14 protein-coding genes and 1 pseudogene are annotated in these 19459 nt (G+C 44.7%); 12 read left to right on the top strand and 3 right to left on the bottom strand.

What is annotated here, in order from left to right:
• The first annotated feature begins 1 nt into the window (after position 1).
• From S7335_RS26470 to S7335_RS24400, 11 genes and pseudogenes are all read left to right on the top strand, one after another.
• On the top strand, positions 2 to 2260 hold the full coding sequence (locus S7335_RS26470) for a glycoside hydrolase family 19 protein (protein ID WP_006458734.1): 2259 nt from the start codon (positions 2 to 4) through the stop codon (positions 2258 to 2260).
• A 20-nt stretch (positions 2261 to 2280) separates the two neighbouring features.
• Positions 2281 to 2694 carry a hypothetical protein gene (locus S7335_RS24445; protein ID WP_006458700.1) on the top strand — a complete coding sequence of 138 codons (414 nt, stop codon included), beginning with the start codon at positions 2281 to 2283 and terminating at the stop codon, positions 2692 to 2694.
• 124 nt (positions 2695 to 2818) lie between these two features.
• On the top strand, positions 2819 to 3388 hold the full coding sequence (locus S7335_RS24440) for a hypothetical protein (RefSeq protein WP_006458846.1): 570 nt from the start codon (positions 2819 to 2821) through the stop codon (positions 3386 to 3388).
• A 297-nt stretch (positions 3389 to 3685) separates the two neighbouring features.
• Positions 3686 to 5158: a type IV secretory system conjugative DNA transfer family protein gene (locus S7335_RS24435; protein WP_198011497.1), complete on the top strand. Its 1473-nt coding sequence runs from the start codon at positions 3686 to 3688 to the stop codon at positions 5156 to 5158.
• A 5-nt stretch (positions 5159 to 5163) separates the two neighbouring features.
• Positions 5164 to 6672, top strand: coding sequence for a hypothetical protein (locus S7335_RS24430; protein WP_006458855.1), 1509 nt, complete (start codon positions 5164 to 5166; stop codon positions 6670 to 6672).
• Positions 6673 to 6678: 6 nt separating this feature from the next.
• Entirely contained in the window at positions 6679 to 7098 is a 420-nt protein-coding gene (locus S7335_RS24425) for a hypothetical protein (protein WP_006458854.1), read from the top strand.
• A 134-nt stretch (positions 7099 to 7232) separates the two neighbouring features.
• Positions 7233 to 7883 carry a hypothetical protein gene (locus S7335_RS24420; RefSeq protein ID WP_006458705.1) on the top strand — a complete coding sequence of 217 codons (651 nt, stop codon included), beginning with the start codon at positions 7233 to 7235 and terminating at the stop codon, positions 7881 to 7883.
• Between the two features lie 85 nt (positions 7884 to 7968).
• Positions 7969 to 8454, top strand: coding sequence for a hypothetical protein (locus S7335_RS24415; RefSeq protein WP_038020259.1), 486 nt, complete (start codon positions 7969 to 7971; stop codon positions 8452 to 8454).
• Between the two features lie 185 nt (positions 8455 to 8639).
• Positions 8640 to 8891: pseudogene (locus tag S7335_RS24410) on the top strand (IS4 family transposase); the annotation flags it as partial.
• Positions 8892 to 9180: 289 nt separating this feature from the next.
• Entirely contained in the window at positions 9181 to 10173 is a 993-nt protein-coding gene (locus S7335_RS24405; RefSeq protein WP_006458850.1) for a sulfotransferase, read from the top strand.
• A 78-nt stretch (positions 10174 to 10251) separates the two neighbouring features.
• Positions 10252 to 12723 carry a filamentous hemagglutinin N-terminal domain-containing protein gene (locus S7335_RS24400; RefSeq protein WP_006458743.1) on the top strand — a complete coding sequence of 824 codons (2472 nt, stop codon included), beginning with the start codon at positions 10252 to 10254 and terminating at the stop codon, positions 12721 to 12723.
• On the opposite strand, the gene S7335_RS24395 is transcribed toward S7335_RS24400, so the two are convergent.
• A complete protein-coding gene (locus S7335_RS24395; protein WP_006458818.1) occupies positions 12720 to 14438 on the bottom strand; it encodes a ShlB/FhaC/HecB family hemolysin secretion/activation protein in 1719 nt (572 codons plus the stop codon). The two genes, S7335_RS24400 and S7335_RS24395, sit on opposite strands and share 4 nt — an antisense overlap.
• A gap of 37 nt (positions 14439 to 14475) precedes the next feature.
• Between S7335_RS24395 and S7335_RS24390 the strand changes: the two genes are divergently transcribed.
• The gene (locus S7335_RS24390) at positions 14476 to 16929 is read left to right on the top strand and encodes a CHAT domain-containing protein (RefSeq protein ID WP_038020256.1); all 2454 of its coding nucleotides are present in this window, start codon (positions 14476 to 14478) and stop codon (positions 16927 to 16929) included.
• On the opposite strand, the gene S7335_RS24385 is transcribed toward S7335_RS24390, so the two are convergent.
• Both S7335_RS24385 and S7335_RS24380 read right to left on the bottom strand, forming a co-directional pair.
• Complete coding sequence (locus tag S7335_RS24385) at positions 16896 to 17588, bottom strand: hypothetical protein (protein WP_038020253.1); 693 nt, start codon at positions 17586 to 17588, stop codon at positions 16896 to 16898. The genes S7335_RS24390 and S7335_RS24385 overlap by 34 nt on opposite strands.
• Positions 17589 to 17757: 169 nt before the next feature.
• Complete coding sequence (locus S7335_RS24380) at positions 17758 to 19458, bottom strand: tetratricopeptide repeat protein (RefSeq protein ID WP_157620734.1); 1701 nt, start codon at positions 19456 to 19458, stop codon at positions 17758 to 17760.
• Position 19459 lies beyond the last annotated feature (1 nt).

Here is a 19459-nt window from a genome sequence, read left to right as displayed (position 1 = left end):
TGTGCTTAATATACTTCTCTCGCTCATTCTTGCGATTGTCCTTTTCTTTACTCACCAGCCAAGTGCGATCGCTCAAGATGCGTCCACGTCAGGTGAGCAGACGGCCTACGCTATCTTGAATACGGCCATTAACGACATGCCACCAATGCCTGAAGATGGATATGTGCCTGATTATGGTGATATCGAAGGTGTTGATTACAACATGAGCAGAGAATGGAGTGCTGGTGATCCACCTGCTGATGTTCTTAAAGTTGGAGATATTGAAAGTGGTTTAGGTGCAGAAGAACTAACCCTTGGCCAGATTGAAGAAATCACAGGAGCTGACTTCGATGACATTACTATTGGTAATTTGGAATTCCTCGAAGGCGTGTCGATGGATGAATTTCTTCAAGATGTGCCTTTCTTAGAACATTGGGATGTGAATGACATTCCTGCACTAGAAAAGTATTCGCAATATGGTGAGATCTTTTCAGGCGATCAGACACTCGGTGATGTCATTGCTGCGAACCCTGAAATTGGCGCGATGGAAGTACGTGATGTCATAGGAGATGTTTCTATTAGTGAAATTCCTAACCTTGAGGAAAGTCAATTAGGTGAATTTGAGGGCGTAGGCGATAAAACTATATCGGATGTGCCAGGTTTAGGCGATGTGCCATTAGGGTCCTTTCCTATCCCTGTAGCGATGCCATCACTAAACTTCTTTCCGATGCAAGATATTGCTTTTGGGAAGGAAGAATTTTCAGGTCTTAGTGGAACACCCCAATCAGTTAGTGGAGGAACCAACGGTACGCAAGTTTGGATGCCAATAGCCTGTGTCGGCGGGTGTCCACATATCGAACTAACTGATTCAGGTTGGGAAGGCGCACAATGGCTAACGAAGGAACATCGAGTACGAGATGGTTTTGGTGTGCTAGGTGCTATGTATGATGAAGCCGGTGCCTACCGTATCCCTTTTGGGCCAGCCTTTGCACTTCAAGTTACTAGTACGGACGAAAAGACAGGTATCGCTGAGTGGGGACTTGCTTTTCGAGTGTGTAAGCGTGGCATCATTGACCTTGGCTGTACTGCTTACTTTATGGAAGTACCATTGGGGATTGAGACAAAGGAAGGAGACGATATCATCACAGGCGTCAGGGACGGCTTGGGCGGTGCGACGATTCCTTTAGATGCACCTCCTAGCTGGGAAGAAAAACGTCCGAACTCACCAAGAAAGCTTCGAGAAGTAGAAGAAGCTTATGATCGCGCTTTTTCTTCCGGGGCGCAGGTAAAAATGGACGAGGACTGCCTAGAAGGATTGGTATCGGTTGCTACATCACACCACCAAACTGAGGCTGCTTATATAATCCCCAAAGTCGTAGAATCATCAAACAAACATGGGTTAAGTAAACCTCAACTGGCCTATGTATTAGCTACTGTGAAAGCCGAAGTCGGTGGGGTTGGCTGGCGCACTAATATTGAAGAGACAGGTAAGCCCTGTAGCTATGGTGGTGGATGCGGTTGGCATGGAAGAGGATTAGTTCAACTAACCCACATAGATAACTACAGGCGATTGGGTAAAGTCATTGGTCAAGACCTAGTAGGAAATCCAGACCTAGCACTGGAGCCTGAATATGCTGTTGAGATTCTGGTTGCTGGGATGAAAGACGATCTATTCACGCAATCGGGTCGTAGTCTCGATTACTTCATCAATGGCCAAGAGAAGGACTATTATCATGCAAGACAGTTGGTAAACCGTCTTGATAAAGCCGCTACTATTGCTGGTTACGCAGAAAAATTTGAGGAAAAGCTGAATCAATGTAGCACGTTGGAAACAGAGCGCAAATCAGCAGGTGGCGGTGAATTGCCTAATCGTATTGCCCAAGCTGCTGAAGAGTCATATGGAATGGATTCGAGTAGTGGGCCAGATGCCGGTAGGAATGCCTGTGTATGGGCGGTAAATAGAGTCTTAGATAGGGCGGGCATAGAACCTATCGGTGGTGGAATGCCAGGTAATCCTAAACCTGGTAACCAAGTGTGGGTTCCAGGTGTTGAGTATGACTTACAAAATGGCCGGGGAACACAGGTATCAAGAGGAGATGCTAAAGCAGGCGATATCGTAATTGAGGGAGATCAATGGCATATTGGGATTTGCCAAGATGACGGTTGCTCACGTGTAATATCTAATTCCTCCAGTAGAGCTAGCTTTAAATGGGAATCCGACACCGACTTCGACGGATATTATGGAAATGGGCCAAGCCGAATATACCGACTGGAAAATTAAAAACTGGAAGGGCTAAGTCGATGAAGAAATCAATCATTCTATTTATCTGTACGTTGTTTACGGTAGTTGGCTTCTCGAATTTACCTATTCACGCACAAGTTTCTAATAACACTACTTCTCAAATAGTGGTACAGCTAACGGAGACTGAACAGTCTTTTGTCGATACAGCAGTAGGTTCTATTCTTGAAAGTAGACCCACGAATGGAGATAGCTTAGAAATATGGGATGTTCGTGTATCCAGTGACGGATTATATGCAATGGTTTACTGGACACTTGATCCTGCTGGCGGTGTTACTTTGTTAAGAAAAGTAGATAACGAGATTCAGATTGTTGAGGAAGGTGGAGGTGCTCTACGGCAATCTGATATTGAAAGAGCTGGGGTGCCTTCTGAAGCTGCTGCGGAAATTGCATCTGACTGGGGACAAGGCCAATAGGGAAAGAAACTGACATGTATGTGGTGAGTTAGACAAGTGATCGTTGTGTGTTTAAAGGGCAGTAGTTATGAATAAGAGGTGGGTAGTAGTATTAGCGTGCTTTGTTTCTGCTAGTCTTATATACTTGATTAGTATTAATCAGCAGCCGACTAAAGCCGATAACAACTCAATAGTCCCTTTTAACACCTCTGCTCTATTACAAGAGATGCAGACGGAAGTCCCAATTCTGCTACCGAGCGAAGTAACGGGTGTTAATAGCAGCATTGAAGAAGTAGTGACAGGATTTCTAGAATCTGATGCTGATAAACGCTATTTAGTCAGTTTCGATTATGGTGAAAGTTGTCTAGGTGCTAGCTACTGTAACTTTGGATCAGTTTCTGGTGAATATATAACAGACAAGACGTTGAATCCGGTTGAGAACTTAGATATATTGTTTCCTCAGCCATTACCTGATAATGTTCCTCAATCGACCGATCGACCAGGAACAGTTCTACTTACTGATAATATCCCAGGTTTTTTTATTCCTTGGACTACAGCAGCTAGTTGTACCGAAGCCAGGATGTATTGGCGTATAGATAGCTATCAGTATTACGTTGGATTAGAGTGTGGCTCGCTAGAGGCAGTTACTGCATTAGCTAATTCAACGATTGCAAATACCTCCATCCAAGCAGATCGCGATCTCTCTTCTAAGTAGCAGCCAACTGTCATCATCCAGGATATGCATTCCTATTTAGCCCAGACTGCCTCAGTACAAGAAATCCCTACTAAGCAGCTCTCAATTGAGAGTGACAATACGATCCTCGGCCTAAGTCCAAATGTTCTGTTTCTGGTACTCAGTTGTTCTGCACTGCTTATTATAGTAATACTCGGCAATATATTTAGTGGTAACAGGAAAAACGTACTTGGGACAGGAAAGTGGGCAAATCAAAAACATAAGAGCTTTGCTCGCAAGCGATCACACCAACAGTTAAAAAGTAAACGCCATGACGAGGTGACGCTATGGATAAACTCTCCCAAGATTAGCGAAGAGAGTAAAATAACAGCAGATAAAAATACTGTTTGGTTACCAGATGCAGCTAGAGGTACGTCTATTATTGGTGGGGCTGGGTCAGGAAAGTCTTTTACGGTAACGATACCAACATTAAGGTCTGCGATCGCCCAAGGACTGTCTACTATGCTGTTGGACACAGACTATCCGGGGTTAACCAAGACTATTGCACCTTTAGCAGAAGATTTAGGTTACGAAGTCTCTATCTTTGCTCCCGGATACAAGGAGTCAGCCGTCTGTAATGTAGTTGACCTAATTTACAATTGCCGAGATGCAACTGGCGCTAGTCAAGTTGCCAAGACATTGGTTAAAAACTTTCAAATGGCGGCTACTGATGCCAGCAGTACAGATGCGTTCTTTGGACCCGCTGGAGAGCTTGCTACAGAAGCTGCGCTACTCCTTGCAAAAGCGCTGAAGTATCCAGATATTCTGACAGCGTACACTATTCTTAAAGACGAAGACATGATTAGTCGAGTGCGCGGTGTTAGTAAGATAGACCCGTGGTTGGATCTCGCTTTTGGACAGCTATTATCTACTGCGAAGTCAGAAAGGACAGTTGACTCGATTCGAGGAACGGCAGCCCTCCTCTTTGGTCAGCTAATGCGCCCAGATATACTACCTTCACTTGTTGGTAAGACAACCATTCCACTTGATATTACCGGACGTAAACTGATTATCTTTGGCGTTAAGCAAAACATTCGCCTAGTTGTTTCTCCTTTAATCGCTTCCGTAATCAATGCGCTGGTCAGCCGCAACGTGTTGCATGGCCGCAAAGAGCCATTATTTCTTTCCTTAGATGAGATGCCTTCGATGTATTTCCCAGAAATTGCCGAGTGGTTGTCGGAGAAACGAAAATACGGTCTATGCACTCAAATTGGCTATCAATCACTAGGTCAGCTACGTAAGACTTATGGCAAGGACCAAGCGGACGTGATCTATACCAACACCGCCACTAAGTTTTTCTTCAACCCACAATCACTTGAATCAGCAAAAACCTTTAGCGAAACGTTAGGCGAACAAGACGTTGTTTACAAGACTAAAAATAGAACGTATGGCAGACCCCGAACCCGTACCGAACACAGAACCAAAAAACGTCTGATGACTCCAGATGAGTTTATGAACCAAGCAGAAGGCTGTTGCGTACTACTTAGTCCCGGATACGGTACTAAAACAGAACGTTTTATTCCTGTGCGGTTCCAGCCGCTGAAAATTGCTGATAGTGAACTTGAAATTCAAAAGATGGTTGAAGAAAGTTGGGAAACCTTCCTATCTGAAAAAGAGCGTACAGGCATAGGAAATAAGCAAGTTGCCCCAGATGAGATTAGTAAGCGGATTGACGATTTTCAGAATAGGTTGCCGATCATTAAATCAAAAACTAACGCATCGCCTCTTGACATGATGTTACAGGATGTATAAAGAATATGAGTGATTCTATACAACGTGGTTTTGAAGAGTCAAAAGGCGCTGTGCAGGGCGACATGCAGCGCGATACTTCCCGCATTATTGGTAATGCGATAGGAGATAGTGTTGAAAAGAAAGTACGTCAATTTATGCGGAACCGTAAGGATAACCAAGAAAAAGGGCAAAAGCCAGTTATCGAAACGGCGAACCGTATCCTTAATAGTGGGGTAGCTAAGGTAGAAGTAGTAACTCCTTCCATAGCGCAAAAAAGCACAGGCGTTGTCCAGCAGGTGATGTCTTACAAAGGGGCATTAGACCCAAAGGTTAGAGAAGCAATATCTAGCTCGATGGACAATGTTAGACAAAAGATCGCCACAGTCGTAAATGCGCAAAAACAGCCACAGCGTAACCCCACGGCTTTTATATCAGAGGCTCAAGATGATCGAATAAATAAGCTCTATGGCGCAGCTGAAGCATATGGAGACATCCAAAGCAAGCTCGAAGATAATTCAGTTCTTCTTGATAGCGCTCGAACTAGTCGAGAAGGCAGTCTCAATCTAGAGAAACCCATAGAAACTTCTGAGCTAAACAATACTTCCAGGTTTCAAAGTACTTCACCTCCGACTTCTCTTCAGCCGGAAGAATCATTAGAAGAAGAAGCTTCCAAAGAAGTTAGTGAGCATCGCCCTACCCAAGCTTTCGTTGCAGTTACTGATTCAGTTCTTGAAGTCGGGAGCACTCAGAAGGCCACTGACTATGGCTCAGAGCAGCGAAGAATTGTAGAAGTCACTGAGAATATTGCTGGATATAAAGAAGCTCAAGCTGCACATTCCACGTCACTGAACACGGATGTTAACACTTCTGAACCCGGCACACAGCTCCGTTATGAAGGCGATGAACTTTCAATTACTAGAACTGGCGATATAGTTGAAATTCATCAAAGTAATGAGCTGGTATTCAAGTACGAGTATGAACAGGGTAGGCCAAAAGTCTCAGTCGATAAGATAACGGGTGGGAAAAACCCATATCTAGAGCAGAAGTTTAACAGTATTCATAATCGAATGGTGGCGGCAGCGCCTGCATCTGAACAGCGTTCCGCTTGGATGCGTCAAGTAATGAGCGATAAAACTGGTCAGTCACAAGTGACAAATCTTGGCCCGCTCGCGCCCAAGGGTTCAAAGGCGATCGCAACAGCTAATATATTGACGACTGAAGAGTCACCGACTAAGACTGTAACCGATGGTAAATCAGTTTACGTTTATAGCAGAACAAGTACCAAAGACAAAGATGGTAACCTTCAATCTGGACTGATTGTTGTTAAGACATTTGACGGAGAGAAGCCTAAACACATTGTTGCTCGCTCAATAGGCAGAGGGATAGAGGGGAATGGACAAACTCCCCAAGACTTTTCTAATATTCATAAGCATTACCACAAAGCGCGAGAAATTGTCATAAGTAGAGCCAAAGACAGAGCCCATTCGGATATACGCCCACGCACAGGTAATGTAAAAGATATAGGTGGAAGGTGAACGACCATGACCGTCGAAATGAAGACTCATGAACTAGATTGGGATTATATTCTAAATGAATATGGACAAAGTACTAAAGCTGCCATTATTACTTTGCTAAGTGAAGCACAGATAAGTGAAAATAGCCCTGCTGCTGCCGTCATTGTGGCAGCATTTATTGCTCAGCTAGATGCTAGTAAAAATCAACTACTGTCTAGCGAGGTGGGAAGTAGTGCTATTACAACCAGTTCAGTAGAGGCTAAGCGGATAGATTGGATGCGTATCATCAAAGATTATGGTCCTGGTTGTATGGTGGCTATCTCTGAGCTACTGGCTTCAGCGCAAGTAGAACCTAATCACCCTGCGGCTGTAGTCATTGCAGAATTATTTATAGCTCAAGTTGATACCCACAGACCCTATCTAATGCCCAAAGCGATGCTCAATTAAGGGATAGCTCTCAATATTTCTAAACTTAGTACGGCCTACAAAGAGCAGAAGGTCATAGCATTGTTTTGCAGTGCAAAGTTCAAGCTAGTCCTTGCACTAGTAATGTACACACATAGCTGGGAGGGAAAACGATAGTGACGGTAGCTTCAGTAACAAAGACGCTAGACTGGGACGGTATCTTAGAAACTTATGGACCAGATGCGAAAATTGCCATTACTAAATTACTCTCTGAAGCAGAGATAAGTGAGGGAGATCCGGCAGCTGTGATTATTGCGGCAATGTTCATATCGCAGATAGATACGAACAGGGCGTATCTATCTGTTAAGACAACACTTGATGAAGGTAAGTCTGATATTGCACAAGAACTGGGGAAGAGTATTGAACAGCTACGAGGTATTGTTTCTTTTGCGCAAGAGAAATTGATTGTCCATAGCGATGAGAAGCTAGAAAAAAGTCATCGTGATATGATGAAAGCTATTAAAGCAGGTGTAGCGAAAGCACTTGGTCAAGAGTCATCAAAACGCCATCAGCGTTCTGTTATATTATCTAGCGCTTCGACAGTCTGCGCTGCTTTTGTTGCTATAGCTGGAATTCTAATAGGCGGTAGTGGAGTCTATGCGGTAATGCGAGGCAATCAGGCTGATATTGTCTCAGCCGATGAGATCAATTCTATTCCCAATGGGAGTACCTGGCTCAAGATCGCCGAAAGGAATCAAGAGCAGCTTGATATTTGTCTAACCCAAACTGATAAATTAAGTAATCGTTGCGCAATTGAGATACCTTAGATAGCTTTAGGTATACCCTAACTGCCTACATGTTGCTTGTTCTGGAGGTATTTACTTGTTAAAGTCAACAGGTTCGATAACATCAGTGACCGGCATAGTTAGCCATATAGAAAAGCAGACTAAGACTGCGGGCTATTTTGGTGGTTACGCCAGAGCTGGTATACGGACAACCTTTCGCCTCAATGGAAGACCCATCTACTATCGCGGCTCCCCTCAAGTCAGTAACGGTGATAGTGTACGGGTGATTGGCTTTAACGATAAGGGCATATTAAAGGCTAAGATACTCTATAACCATACGATTGGAATTCGCTATGGAAGTGTTTTTGGATTAGGAATGCGTCTTAACTACTTTCTAGGTGCTGGATGCATCTCGCTAGGCGTATTATCTATTTGGTCAATCTATTTACTACATCTTGAAAACTTGGAAATCGCTAATCCAGCGGCGAGGCACGATATCAGCTTCTATGCCTATCCATTTATCGGTTTTGTGATTTGGTTAGGTATTTCGATCATTGTCCGCCGCTTTAGATCTGATCGAGCGGTATTGCGATTAATGCGCGAAGCTGCATAAGAAAAGTATCTATGGTAGTAAGGGGGATGAGACGACATCAGCTTCTCCCCTTGTCTACGACTATGTTGAACCTCTGTACAGGACAAAAGCTTGCATGATAGGTGAGGAGGGAGTTTCATAAGTTAACCACAACCCTTGAAACTCCCATGTTCGAGCTTAATACGTTACGCGCAAAATTACAGCCACATCTCAGCGAGCTAGCGGTTGCCTTCCCCGGTCGAGCGAAGCCTGAATCACACTACAAACAGCAGCAACGGTTCTTTCGGGCATTTGAACTAGACTACGCCGTTATCGCACAGCTGGTGGCGGATTGGATGGCTATCCCTGAGCCTTGGGTATTAGCAGCTGACCGTACGCAATGGGAGGTGGGAACGACTACGGTGAATATTCTCACATTAGGCGTAGTCCACAAAGGGATTGCCTTTCCGCTAGTGTGGGTGAAGTCTCACACCGCTAAGCCTACGGCTATAGCGGGGGCTTCTTAATACTTAGCGCTTGTATGGGTGTTCATCTTAGGATTTTCACTATTACACCGATTGCTCGGATTGCTCCACTTACCTAGCTCTGTTAAACGCCCCGGCAGACCTTTTGCTCAGGCTGTATCCAGTTCCCCATAGTCCCGCAGGAAGCTGCGTTGATTCCTATCTTCTTTGATAAAAGAACCTCGGGTATCTCTGTATAATGATGGCTGCGAAGGGCACAAACCTCTTAATTGGTGTTAATTCAATGCAGCCTACGGACCTAACGAGCAACCCTGATAGCCAGTATCTAAACGAAATAAAAGATATTAAGGTCGCGCCCATCTTCATTCTAGGAGATCAGCGCTCGGGCACAACGTTGCTATATAAAACACTTGCCGATACAGGCTACTTTAATGTGGTGAGAGCTTATCACATTATCAAGTACGACGAGATTCTATCTAATCATATTAACAAAAGGGAAGATCTTGCTATTAGGGATTTAGAAGAACGCTTCAAGGAAGTAGGAATCAGTGATCGCAAGATTGACCATGTTGCGGCGACGCCAAGCTTACCTGAAGAATACGGGTTCATCCTGAAGAACGTAGTCGGCAAGGAGCTGTTCATCACACCAAGAAACCTGCCTACCTTTCAGCAGCTGTGCCGTAAGATTCAAGCTATATCTGACCCAGCCAAACCGCTACTGCTCAAGAACCCTTGGGACTTTCCCCAGTTCTTACAAGTCAAGCAATTTGCTCGAGGTGCAAAGTTTATCTTTATTCATCGCCATCCTGTCCATGTTGTTAGCTCCAAATTAAAGGCTTCGCGCAGTGTAATCTACGGCTGGAACGAATACACAGCCATGCTGTCGCCTCTCTATAGGGAGACATTGAGTAACCCAATTAAGCGTAGTTTGTTAAGGGTTCTAGTTTCAAAGTCTCTAGGCTTAAGTCTGCACCAAACTATCAAATCGTCGGTAGATGCAATCAACTACTACATGGAAAGTATTAACAGACTATCCCCGCTGGAATACATATCTATCAGGTATGAGGACTTGTGCAGCGCACCAGCCGCTACTATCAAACAGGTTATGAATTTCTTAACTATAGAAGATCACTCAGGTTTGGACTACTCTCAGGTCATCAAGCCGCGACCACTCAACTTATTACCAGAAGTACAAAATCGAGCAAGTTCTATTCAACAAAGATCGAAAGCTTACTTCGACTACTACGGATATGGCATTCAGCATTTGCCCCTCTGACAACACTTTAGAGGTAATTATGCTATTCACCCTAGAGTACTTCCATAACAACGACTGTAAACGATTAGGAGTTCTGACATGAAAAAAATAGGCATATTCCTGAGCTTCTTTTTGTATCTTACGTTACACCATCAGCTCGCTAAAGCACAGATAGTGCCTGACGCTACGCTTGATGGTGGAAATTCCTTAGTGTCTGGGGATGTAGATATTCAAGTAGATGGTGGAACCCAGCTAGGGGGGAACTTGTTTCATAGCTTTGAAACGTTTTCTATTCCTGAAGGCCACGCTGTTTTTTTTAACAACAGCATAGACGTAGAAAGAATTCTAACTAGGGTTACAGGTCCAAATTCTACGAGTATAGACGGCTTGATCAGAGCGAACGGTGTAGCTGATCTGTACTTGTTAAATCCGAACGGGATAGATTTTTTACCCAATGCAGCCTTGGCTATAGGAGGCTCTTTTCTTGCTACTACTGGCGATGTCGTTCGTTTTAAGGATGGCAGCGTTTTTAATACAGAAGCGCGAGACAACAGTGTTCTAACGAGCAGCGTTCCAGTTGGCTTAGGTTTGTCTAGTCCAAACTCTATCTCTGTTATGGGCCTTGGTCATACTCTTATTGGCGATCCTAAAACGCCATTGATTGAGCTTGCACCGAACCCAGGGTTAACAAATATAGCAGGTGAAGGAATTATTCTAATAGGCGGTGATGTATTACTTAACGGTGCTGTAGTTAGGTCTCCTGAAGGACAAATTCAGCTAGCGGCAATTCAAGAGGGTTCAGTTGAATTTGATCAAAACTTAAATTCACTTAGCTACAGGGTAGAAGAGGGAGGTAGTCTCTCCCTTGCCGATTCTTCATTCCTTGATATACGCGGAGCTACAGGTGGCTCGGTTACACTTACGGCAAATGAAATAAATATGTCAGGTGCAGCTACTATCTACAATTCTAGTTCAGTCGAGAGCTTGCCACAGAATTCCATAGAACTTGCAAGTGATAGCTTGATTATTGGTGGAAGAACGCCTGTTCCTTCAGAGGCGTCTATTAATCCCTTACCCTCAAGCATAGTAGTGGATAATTACGGTTCTGGAACAGGGGGATCTATCGCAGTGCAAGCAAATGATGTTCGTTTATCTAATGGTGCTGTGATCTCACAACGATCCTTTGCTTCTGGTGTTCCTGGAAATGTGACAGTTGAAGCTAGTAATTCAATTACGGTAGAAGGCCAGAGTCCGTACAATCCCGCTGCAACTAGTAGTATCATCTCATCAAATCTTGGACCTAGCAGCACTGATCAAATGACTAACTTAGGAGTTATCTCTGTTGATACGAAGACTCTAAACCTAATTGATGGTGGAAGCATTATTAGTGCAACGTTAGGATCAGGAAACAGTGCTAATCTAAACATCGAAGCGAACGATATTTTAGTTAGCTCAACGGCTGAACCAATTATTATCTCTTCACTAATATTTACAACAACTTCACTGCCTCCTGATATATCTCAGCTAAACGCCACAGACCTACTGTTAGGAAATGCGGGAGATATAACTGTTAATACTGATAGATTAAGACTACTAGACGGAGGACAAATTGTCAGTTCGTCTAGCAGCTTTGGAGATGCTGGCAGGATTCAAGTCAATTCGACTGAAGCTATTCTGATTGATGGAACAAAAGTAGGTGGCGATAATAGCAGGATCACTTCAGGAGCATTCACAGGCCCCCCCGAGGCCATAGAGTTCTTCGGTTTTGAGGGTAGTCCAACAGGAGAGGCTGGTTTAGTTTCCATTAGCACTCCATCTTTGACACTGAGAAACGCTGGGGCGGTTGGCGTACAAAATGAAGGGACAGGGAATGCTGGAGATCTATTCATAAACACTGAGCAATTACAAGTCCGTTCAGGGGGCTCAATTTCTGCCATCACAAGAGGTGGACAGGGGGGGAGTATTGATATAGATTCCCAGACCCTCTTTGCTGGTCCAGAAGCTTCAATTAGTGCCTCAGCAGCAGGCGAAGGACGAGGTGGAAATATCACAATAGCTAGTGATGCGATCGCCTTGATTGATGGGAGTTCAATCAGTGCGGATGCCCTAGAAGGGGCTGGCGGTCAAGTAGTGATTGAAGCCGATACGCTACTCCAATCTGATGACAGCACTATCACGGCTACGTCAGCAGCAGGCCCTGAGCTAAGTGGGGTGGTTGATGTTCGAACGCTAGAGGATTCATTGCAGACAGAGACTGAAGTTGTTATTCCTACAGCGCTACCGCAGGCAGCTAATACCTGTGCTGGTGCTGCTGACGATAGTTCATTTACAACTGTTGGCCGCGATGGACTACCAACTTCTAATGAAGGGTTGCTTCAAGCCAGCGATGGTTGGAATCGTGCAGCTGAAGCAAATTACCAAACTAGCTATAGTCCACGCAATCAAATCGTGGAAGCTCAGGGCTGGGTGCCAAATGGAGATGGAACTGTGCGTTTTGTGAATCAGCTCCCGAATGCTGATGCTGAGAGTAAGGCGGCAAAGCATAATTGTGTGAACGATGCACCCGTCTAGAACCGAAGTCGGTAGCGCACTTCAAAATCGATGCCCTGCTCTTGAAGGCTGTCACCCGTACCTGCAATGCTTGTGAAGGGAATTGCATAGTTGATCCGAGCGGCAAAATCTTTCCATTCATATTGTCCCCCTAGCCCTATAGAAGATAAAACATTAGTATCAAGAGCGCGATTCCTGTTGTTGTTCCAACCAACGGCTACACCCGTAAAAGGAATGAGACTAAGCTGTTGCCCATCTTGAGTGCTAACAATAGGAACTTGCAACTCTGCTGTCAGGCTAGCGCCGCTGTCAGCAAGAAGCGCATCCTGTCGATAACCTCTAATAGAGTTGGGTCCACCAAGAGAGAACTGACTGAAAGGAATCAGAGGGTCGCTACTAAGCTGTAATGCTCCTGTAAGCGATAGCTGTGCAGAATTGAATACCCTTTGCAACCATATTGTCTGACCACGCCAGATTAGATACTGAGCATCCGGTTCACTACCAACGGTAGCGTTGAATGCATCCAAGCCGAGATTAAACTCTGAGCCAGCGTACAGAGCGCTCGCTTGAGTCCTGTTCAAATAAGACTGAAAAAAGCTAAGCTCGGTGACTCTGGTTGTCCCGTTTGCATTTGCTCCCGGAGAGAGGGGGAAGGGAATACCGGAAAGCGTAGCCTCGGTATTTAGTCTAGTAGCACTAATTCCGACAGCGAGCGTTTCAACAACATCTTCTGTCACTTTTCTAATCACAGGCTGCTCAAATGAGACTGTGTATAGTTGGCTGTCGGTTCTTATGTCAAATTCTTCAATTGGATCTTCCGTAATACGGCCATCAATAGAGGCATATGCAAATGATAGGGTGCCATTCCACCTATTGACAGGTGCTCCAACTTGCACGTCGTATGTGTTGCTGCCTTCCGTTCGCCCATAGCTAACCCTGACCTGTTCTCCTGCACCTAGTAGATTTGAGGCAGTGAGTTCAGCCTGGGTCTGAACACTACCTACAGAAGGCAACCTCTGATTGTCCGTACCGACTCTAATATCTAAAGTCGGCTGTGCTGCCGCTTGCACTTCTAGAATAAATCGATCTTCCGCCGATCCGGGGGCTATGTTGGCTGAGATGCTTTGAACAAATGGATCGTTTTGAAGTAAACGAATGGCCGCTTCTAACCTTGGCTGATTCAGAGGCGTGAATGCAAATTCTAGACGTTCTCGAACGTATGATTCGAGTCGCTTATCACCAACGAAAACTATCCGTTCAATGCTGCCTTCTGCTACTTGTAAAGTAATGGTAGCATCGCTAGGATCAACAAACTCATTGCCGATAGCGGGAATGTATACGCCCGAAAATGTATAGCCATTGCGCACATAGAAGTTTGTCAGGTCACTCCTAAGTCGTACAAGATCTTCATAAGTCAGGAAACGGTCTGTGTATGGCTGAGCAATTGCCTGAAGTTGTTCGTTTGTAAAGACAGTATTGCCAACGAACTGCACCGTAGAAACAAATAATGTTGATATGTTTGGAGATATCTCTTGAATAGGTGCGCTCGGCAGTACTGGAACCTCTAGCACGGGCGGTTGTTTTTCGGGCAGCTCGATAAGCTCTCTTTCTATCAGTGGTTCATCAATCGAGTTCGGTGGAAGTGGAAGAACCTGGGCGTTAGCGGCGGTTATCAACGATAATACGACTGGCCCAGTACAAACAACTGCCCCAATATTGTGTTGAGCTGAAGGCAAATTTGCGTTGCTCCTACGTACAAAGTCTTTTTATAGTATGATTCTCTTTTCTCGATACTGGCTACTAACATTAACAGGATTTATTCTTACAATTGTCCTGTTTGCTTTCCCTGGTTATTCTCAAGCTCCCACCGCAGATCGGCTCAATCAGGAAGGCTTCAGCTTTCTAGACAATGGCGCACCTAGTAGAGCACTGTCCACCTGGCGTGAGGCAGAACAACTGTACAGGAAGGAAAACGACACAGAAGGAATTATTGGAGCGCAGCTAAACCAATCACTAGCTGAGCAGGCGCTTGGCCTGAATTCTCAAGCGTGCAAGACAACGGCTAGAGCACTATACATAGCTAGGCTAGTCTGCGAGCCACAAGCTGAAAGCGGATTAATTTCAACTGAGCTAGCTAAAGTAGAACCTAGTTCAGTCAATACACTAGGGATTAGGCTACTTGGAGATAATTTAGGTTTGTTAGGTAACTTGGATGAGGCAACCTTAGCGCTAACGTTCGCCAGAGAACTAGCGCAAAAGGCGTCTCTACAGCAGTCACTGACCACCCCAATCACTTTTTCTTTAGCAAACATCTACAACCTATCTTTCCAATCAGCATTACAAGACTATCTTCGAATCGAAGAAAGGGCTGCTGTCGAACGTTCCCAGAGACTTACTCAAGCAGTCGAAAATAGTTCAAAAGCCCTTGCTTTGTATGCGTCTGTGGGTGATTCTTCCGAGGTTGTTCAGTCAACGAAAGCTCGTCTAAATACGATTGGCATGTTGGCATATATTCAGAGACAAGACATAGGAAACCAGCCACTCAGTCAAAGCTTAATGAAACCTATCACACTATCAGCGCAAGCGGCCTACAGTGCTTTAAATCTGAACAACTTCGACCAGATGACTGTAATTGATGCCATCTATAGCCAGTTAAACCTTGCCAATAGCTTGCTTGCTATTAAGCGAGGGAATATGAATTCGAGTTTAGAGGATTCTATTACCTACCCAGACATTGAAAACCTTATTGAAGCAGCTACTTCCTCAGCCCAACAGATCAACGACAACAGAACGCTTTCTTTAGCTCACGGAACTGCTGGGGACCTGCTTTCTCAAATCGGTAGTAGTGATTTTGATACAAGCGAGCAATATAGCGTAGCGCTGTCGCTATCCCAGTCGATTCGCGCCTACGATATCTCGTACCAATGGGCTTATAAACTCGCTAAGCTTAGTGAAAAAAGAGGAGACGCCGCTAATGCTGTCAAGTACTATGAGAGTGCAATCGCTTCGCTATCAAGCGTTCGTAATGATTTACTAGCAGTAAGCTCTGAGGTGCGCTTTTCATTTCGAGAAAGGGTAGAACCTGTATACCGCGACTACATGCGGTTATTAGCAAGTAGCGAACAACCTAAGTTAATTGCTATTGAACGTGTCCATAATTCTTATCAACTCGCCCAGATAGAAAACTTTCTTCGCTGTGGTCGGCTAGTGTCGGCGTCTGAGCTCGAAGAAGACCCGGAACTCGTAACTATCCATGTCATTAATCTGGGCGATTTTGTTCAGGTGATAGTCAGCCAAAGAGGAGAACGCTACGGTTACAGTATGCCTGCTGATAGTTTATTAACAGATGCTAGAAGAATAAACGTCAACACTCAAGCTGACAGCTTTGCTCTCACAGCAGAAGAAGAAATCATTCCTTATACGCAGCGACTCTATGATGGAATAATCAGAAATGCTGTTAAAGCTGGTCTGATACAGGACAAGCAGGAAATTGCGTTTGTTTTAGACGCTCCCTTCCAGTCAATCCCAATGGCTTTGCTTCATGATGGAGAACAATACCTTGTTCAGACACACCCTATCTCTCAGTCGCTACAAATGCAGCGTGTTAGATTAGGTCCATCAGGTTCTAGCGCTTTATTCGCTGGCCTCTCTAAACTAGCTCCTAGTTTTAGTTCAACCTCTAGCTCCTCTGAACTTAACCCACTTCCCGAAACGGAGGTTGAGGCTACATATTTGGACACTTACCTAAGTGCTTCAACCTTACTCGATCAAGACTTTACTGCCGATACATTAGGCGATTGGTTAACCAATCGTCGCTTTAAAGTCATCCATATTTCTACACATGGACAGTTTAGCTCAATACGAAAAGAGACTTTTCTTCTAGCATGGAACAAACCAATCGATGTAGATGAATTGGGACGACTTTTCAAACGAGCAGAGGGGGTCGATTTGCTGTTCCTGAGCGCCTGCGAGTCTGCCGCTGGTGATAGTAGAGCCTCGTTAGGTCTCGCAGGCTTGGCTATTCAATCTGGCGCACGTTACGCGATCGCCCCGCTGTGGTTACAAGACACTACCGCAGGCTCCCTTTTGGTACAGCGCTTCTATCAGCTATTAGCAACTGGAGAGTCACCCGCTAAATCTCTTCAGCAAGCCCAAGTCAACCTAATGAGCAGCCCAGCTTATAGCCATCCGTACTACTGGTCAACATTTGTACTCGCTGCTAGATGAAGCGTGAAGCGAAGCGCTGTAAGCTCTCTAACGTTAATAGCCTGGGAAGCTGAAGCTACAACTAAACCACCCTGATTGGCAGTAATAATGATTTCATATGTCTCACCTAGCTCTAAAGGCATTTTGTCTGTGGGATACGATAACGAAGTCTCGTCTGCTGCAATAGTTTGCGACCATCTAACATCTGGGCCAATGACAGAAACCGTATAGGATTGGGTGTCAGGGACTGCTTGCCATTCAATGAGCGGCGTAGGGCCACTGACAGTATCCGGCTGTACAATTTGAAACTGCTCTGTTGCAGGAATCTTTGATTTAAAACAAAATCCTTCATTACAGACGCTAGAGCCTCCATCCTCAAGTACCGCACTTTGTGAACAGGTAGTTGAGGAATCGAAGGTTTGGGTTCGATCTTCGATTAAAATGAATTCTCTGCTGACAAAGCAAAGTATTTCCATGCCTTGTGGATTGCGTATTTCATGTCCGTCGCAAAGTACCGCATGACGCTCAAAGTTATCACTAACACCTGCTTCGACTCGGCCCGTTGGCGGACAATCATAAAGCTGATCCTGCGCCGAAGCGGCTTTTGTAAGATTGATTGCTAACCCTAAGCTAGTCGTCAGCAACGCAACTGATGTGACAGAGTAAAGTGGTATACGCATAGTTGTTCAATGAACCGGACGTATTGAGGCATAGAATAATGCGTTCTAATACAGCTTTAGATAGTTGACTAACTAACCCAAATAAGGGTCTTTAGTTAGTAGATAGTAGTACAGCTAACATACTTGGGTATAAATTGTACCTCATTTTCACTTAGGTTTATATACTTAGCTAATCTGCAACTCTATTCAATTCTTCTCGCCAAGCAGTAACCTCTGGCTTCGGAGGAGCGTTTAAAAAAACGCATGTGGCACGGTCGTTGTAGTTATCTTCTCCTCTATGTTGCTGGATGAGAGCTAGGAGACAGTAAGGATCGGGAAAGGTCGCATCAGCCTCTAACGCCTGATTTAACTGCTCAATAGCAATGTCATAGTTGGCTCGTTCATAGTTGAGCCAACCTAAATTCTTAAAGACTGTCATCCTTGTAATTGGATCTTCTATATGCGTATCGATCCTACTAAGAACTTCCTCAGCCTTTTGGAGCTGATCTGTAAGTAGATAGACTCTAGCTAGGTTGTTCAGACTTTCTAGTTGAATTGAAGAATCTGCTTCGCTATTCTCTACCGCTTCCATATAATAGAAAATAGACTCCTGTAGATTGACTTCCTCGTAAACGTTAGCAATCTCATACAGATATTGAGCATTTTTGGGCTCTACTTCTAAGGCAATCTTATAGTTCTCAATTGCTGACTCAAAATCTCGTATAAAAGCATAGGCGATCGCTAGTTTTGCCCTAACTTCCTCCGAATCTGGCGCTAGCTCCACAGCCTCTTCTAGAAGCAGTAGCCCCTCCCTGGTATCACCCTGAAGAATTAGCTGGTTTCCCTCTGCTATTAATCGCTCACTATCAGACTGAACTTGCTGAGACAAAGCAAAGCTTCCGACAGCAGCAATCGTCAGTGATACAGCAAATATAGCAGCTGCGGTTGTCATGATAGGTGCGCTTAGCCATCGCCAGTATCGCTTCCGTGCTGGGATAGCCTCAACTTCAGATAGGTAAGTTAGCGCAACGCTAGCAGCGGGAGGACGAAATAACAAATTCTTGTTGGCTAGGCGATCGATTAGCTCAGTGAATGGCTTTGAAAGCCTGGGAGCTTCTCTATCCCAGACAACACACTCATTTGGGTAGCGAGCCAGTTCAAGCGGAAATTTGCCAGTCAGAGCTTCGATAATAGTTCGACCGATCGAGTAGAGATCGCTGGTAGGTAATGGGTTCCCGCTAGACTGCTCAGGAGCCATATAAGCACCTGTACCAATACGAGGCGTCTTCCAGTAGCTATCTGACAGACAGAAAATAGTATCAAAATCTACTAAAACTAACTGAAGATCATCAGTCACTATAATGTTGTCAGGTTTGATATCCCGATGCAAGTAGCCCTCATGATGCAAAGCATCTACCGCATTAAGCAGTTGCTTTAACCAATTTTTCGCAAGTTCCTCTGAGATAGCCCCATTCTTCTGTATCCATTCAGTTAGAGAAATTCCTTCGACTTTCCTTGCCACCATGAAATGTGCAGCAGGTTCATCGGGTCTTATTGGATAAGTAAAGTAACTGTCTCCATCGACTAATTGCATAATCCCAGGAACTTTTTTGCCTGAGTGGATTTTTTGCAATGCCCGAACAGCATGTAACAACGGGTCTACATACAAAGGATCTTCAGAATCAACAACTCGTAGAATTACTGTTTGCTGAGTATCAACGTCGAAGGCTTCAGCCGTTTGCGATCGCTCAGTGGAGAATAAGCCTTTCTGACTAAGTAGCCGAGTAGCAACAAGGCGCTCATCGATATAAAAGGGACATCCACACTGATCGCAAAACATCGCATCATTATCTTGCCAATGCAAACAATATGTATTCAAGCATTGGGCCACT

The organism is Synechococcus sp. PCC 7335, assembly GCF_000155595.1.
Lineage (GTDB): Bacteria > Cyanobacteriota > Cyanobacteriia > Phormidesmidales > Phormidesmidaceae > Phormidesmis.
This window is presented reverse-complemented; position numbering and strand designations above follow the sequence as displayed.

Bases quoted from the DNA above. Each gene is read 5' to 3' on its own strand.
- S7335_RS24405 (WP_006458850.1), top strand. From the start codon at position 9,181: ATGCAGCCTACGGACCTAACGAGCAACCCTGATAGCCAGTATCTAAAC.
- S7335_RS24400 (WP_006458743.1), top strand. From the start codon at position 10,252: ATGAAAAAAATAGGCATATTCCTGAGCTTCTTTTTGTATCTTACGTTA.
- S7335_RS24445 (WP_006458700.1), top strand. From the start codon at position 2,281: ATGAAGAAATCAATCATTCTATTTATCTGTACGTTGTTTACGGTAGTT.
- S7335_RS24385 (WP_038020253.1), bottom strand. From the start codon at position 17,588: ATGCGTATACCACTTTACTCTGTCACATCAGTTGCGTTGCTGACGACT.
- S7335_RS24425 (WP_006458854.1), top strand. From the start codon at position 6,679: ATGACCGTCGAAATGAAGACTCATGAACTAGATTGGGATTATATTCTA.
- S7335_RS24390 (WP_038020256.1), top strand. From the start codon at position 14,476: ATGATTCTCTTTTCTCGATACTGGCTACTAACATTAACAGGATTTATT.
- S7335_RS24430 (WP_006458855.1), top strand. From the start codon at position 5,164: ATGAGTGATTCTATACAACGTGGTTTTGAAGAGTCAAAAGGCGCTGTG.